The 2,692-nt window shown below is 74.8% G+C and carries 3 protein-coding genes and 1 pseudogene; 2 read left to right on the top strand and 2 right to left on the bottom strand.

What is annotated here, in order from left to right:
• Window positions 1-77: 77 nt before the first annotated feature.
• A complete protein-coding gene (locus AB0H87_RS40335) occupies window positions 78-623 on the top strand; it encodes a polysaccharide deacetylase family protein (RefSeq protein WP_360158658.1) in 546 nt (181 codons plus the stop codon).
• A 27-nt stretch (window positions 624-650) separates the two neighbouring features.
• Here the strand turns inward: AB0H87_RS40335 and AB0H87_RS40330 are convergent, their stop codons facing one another.
• Both AB0H87_RS40330 and AB0H87_RS40325 read right to left on the bottom strand, forming a co-directional pair.
• Entirely contained in the window at window positions 651-1,304 is a 654-nt protein-coding gene (locus AB0H87_RS40330; protein WP_360158655.1) for a maleylpyruvate isomerase family mycothiol-dependent enzyme, read from the bottom strand.
• Between the two features lie 43 nt (window positions 1,305-1,347).
• Window positions 1,348-2,409 (bottom strand): amidohydrolase, encoded by a 1,062-nt coding sequence (locus tag AB0H87_RS40325; RefSeq protein WP_360158652.1) that lies wholly within the window; start codon window positions 2,407-2,409, stop codon window positions 1,348-1,350.
• Window positions 2,410-2,426: 17 nt separating this feature from the next.
• Here AB0H87_RS40325 and AB0H87_RS40320 point away from each other — a divergent pair.
• Window positions 2,427-2,692: pseudogene (locus AB0H87_RS40320) on the top strand (hypothetical protein); the annotation flags it as partial.

Here is a 2,692-nt window from a genome sequence, read left to right as displayed (position 1 = left end):
CGAGGTGGTTCATGTGCCGCTCCGATTGACGTAGACGTTGCGCAGCCGGCGGTAGTGGTGGCAAGTGTGGGTTGCTCATGTCGATCCGCGGGCCGAACCCGCCCGACACGCTGCGGCTGCTCGAGGTGCTGCGCGAGCATCACGTCAAGGCCGTGTTCTGCCTCTGGGGCGACCACGTGGTCGAGCACCCGGAGGTGGCCCGGGCCATCGCCCGGGCGGGACACACGCTGTGCAACCACAGCATGCACCACGACGACCTGAGCACCTGGACGCCGGAACAGATCGCGGCCGACCTGCGCGAGACCAGCGCCGCGATCCGGCGGGCGGTGCCGCACGCCCGGATCCCCTATTTCCGTGCGCCGTACGGCGCCTGGGGAGCCAGTGCGGACGTGGCGGCATCGCTCGGGATGCGGCCGCTGGGCTGGCGGTACGACATCGCCGACTGGGAACCACCCGGCACGGACGTGCTGGTCCAGCGCCTCCTGGACCGGCTCACGCCGGGCGCGGTCGTCCTGGCGCACGACGGCGGCGGCGACCGGAGTCAGACCGTCGCGGCCGTCGACCGGGTGATCCCGGTGCTGAAGGCGCAGCGCTGGCGGTTCACGCTGCCGGAAGGCTGCTGAACCGCGGGTAAGGAGGCGGAAGGGACCCTATCGGCCGGGGCCCCTTCCGCCCACCGCGGTGTAGCGCTCCCGGAGCACGGGCACACCGGGCCCGGTCAGCTCGTCGCAGTAGACCGTGCGGCCCGCCATCGCCATCGTGATGGCCAGCGTCGGGCCGCTCACCAGTGGGCCCTCGCCCGCCTCGAAGGGCCCGTCCGTCGCCGCCAGGCGCAGTCCCCTCGTCTTGCTGCGGCTGGCCACCGTGAAGTCCCGGCGGGCGAAGAAGCGCGCGACCTCGGTGACCGCGTCGACGGGTGGCGTGGCGGACAGGCCGAGCGGGCGGCGGATGTCCTGACCGTGCACGACGACCTCGCCCAACCACGCCGCGGTGTGTCGGGTCGGTGCCGTGGTGCTGCCGACGATCCGCCGGAACCGCTCGAGGGTCTCGGCGGGCGTGGCGCCACGCTGCTCGGCCAGCCGGCGCTGGTTGTGCAGGTCGGCGTCGAAGCGTGCGCCCACGATGCTGGCCAGCCAGCGCGGCATGGTGGTGCTGGCCGCGGCGGTGAGATGGGCGACGACGTCCTCGACCACCCAGTCTCCGCAGAGCGTCGGGTGCGACCACTGACTCTCGTCGAGCTCGGCGAGGTCCGCGGCGAGGGCGGCGCGGGCCGCGTGGACCGCGGGCCACAGGGCGTCGGGCAAGGCGAGCCTCCGGTCGGACGGGCGTTCGAGGTCCCAGGATGCCTCATCGGCCCGGGCCCGGCACTCCCACGGCGGGATAGACGCGGTGCGCGTTCTCGGTGGTCCGCCGCGCCAGCTCGCCGCCGGCCGCCGACCGAAACAGGGCCGCGCCGAGGAAGTGCAGCTCCGGCAGGGCGAAGCCGTCCGACGAGTAGAGGAACTTGCCGTACGGGCAGAGCTCCAGGGCCTCGGCGAGCACCGCGGCCGCGCGCGCACCCACGTTGTGCGTCGTCAGGCCGAGGTCCATGTGGACGGTCGGGAACACCTGCGCCAGATAGGCCGCGTGCCGGTGGAACGGGTAGCAGTGCAGCAACAGGACGGGCACGCCCGTCGGTTCGGCGGCCCGCAGCCATGGTGCCAGCAGCAGCGGGTCGCAGGAGCGCAGGTCGACGTCGCGGTCGCCGAGTCCGGTGTGGAACTGCAGCGGCAGGCCCGTGTCCAGCGCCGCGAACGCCAGGAAGCGGTGCAGCACCTCGTCGGCGAGCCGCCCACCACCGCCGGCCAGCCAGCGCCCCGCGGCCGCCGCCACCGCCGCGTCGGACGGCCGCTCGTCACCCAGCCCCAGGCCGACGCGGTAGGCGGCCACCGACTTGAACGCCACCGTCGTCCCGCGCACGGCCGCGGCGGCCAACGACGACCGGACCGCGGCGGCGAACCCGCCGGCCGACACCCCGTCGCCGAGCGCCTCGGCCACCGCCTCCAGCCGGACCACCTCGTAGGCCGCCGCACCGGCGAGGTCACCGAGGGAGGCCGGCGAGGTCAGCGGCTCGGGCGCCCAGCCGGTGTCGACCAGCACCGCCGCCAGCCCCGCGGCCCGCAGCATCCGCCGGCCCACCTCCGCGTGGCCCAGCGCGGCCCGCCGCTCCAGGTAGGCCTCCGGGGACGCGTCGGACGCCACGTCGAGCAGGGGAAAGCAGTGCGCGCGCAGCGCGTCGCCGAGGGCCGAGTCGAACAGCGTGGTGCCCGGCGCCGGCTGGTCCGCCTCGGTGAGCCGCGCCTCGAACGCCGCCCGGTCGAGATCCCGGCGCACGACGCCGTGGCAATGGTGGTCCACCAGCAGCTCCATCGTCCTAACCTAGGTCCGTGGACGCCAGCGACCGGGACCGCCGGGCCGACGAGGCACACGCCGCCGTCGACCGGCTCGCCGCCGGCGGCATCGACGGCGTCGCACTGACGTGGGTGGACACCAGCGGCGTCACCCGGGTCAAGGCGGTGCCGCTGGCCCGGTTGCCGCACGCCGCCGCGTGGGGCGCGGGCGCCGCGCCGGTGTTCGACACGTTCGTGACGATCCAGCGGCGCTACCTGCCCTGGCTGCTGCTGGCGTTCGCCACGTTGCCGCTGGCGGTGAC

It is taken from the genome of Asanoa sp. NPDC050611 (assembly GCF_040654855.1).
Taxonomy (GTDB): domain Bacteria; phylum Actinomycetota; class Actinomycetes; order Mycobacteriales; family Micromonosporaceae; genus Asanoa.
This window is presented reverse-complemented; position numbering and strand designations above follow the sequence as displayed.

What these genes read in the sequence shown, in the direction of transcription:
- AB0H87_RS40335 (WP_360158658.1), top strand. Translation starts at nt 78, where the DNA reads ATGTCGATCCGCGGGCCGAACCCGCCCGACACGCTGCGGCTGCTCGAG.
- AB0H87_RS40325 (WP_360158652.1), bottom strand. Translation starts at nt 2,409, where the DNA reads ATGGAGCTGCTGGTGGACCACCATTGCCACGGCGTCGTGCGCCGGGAT.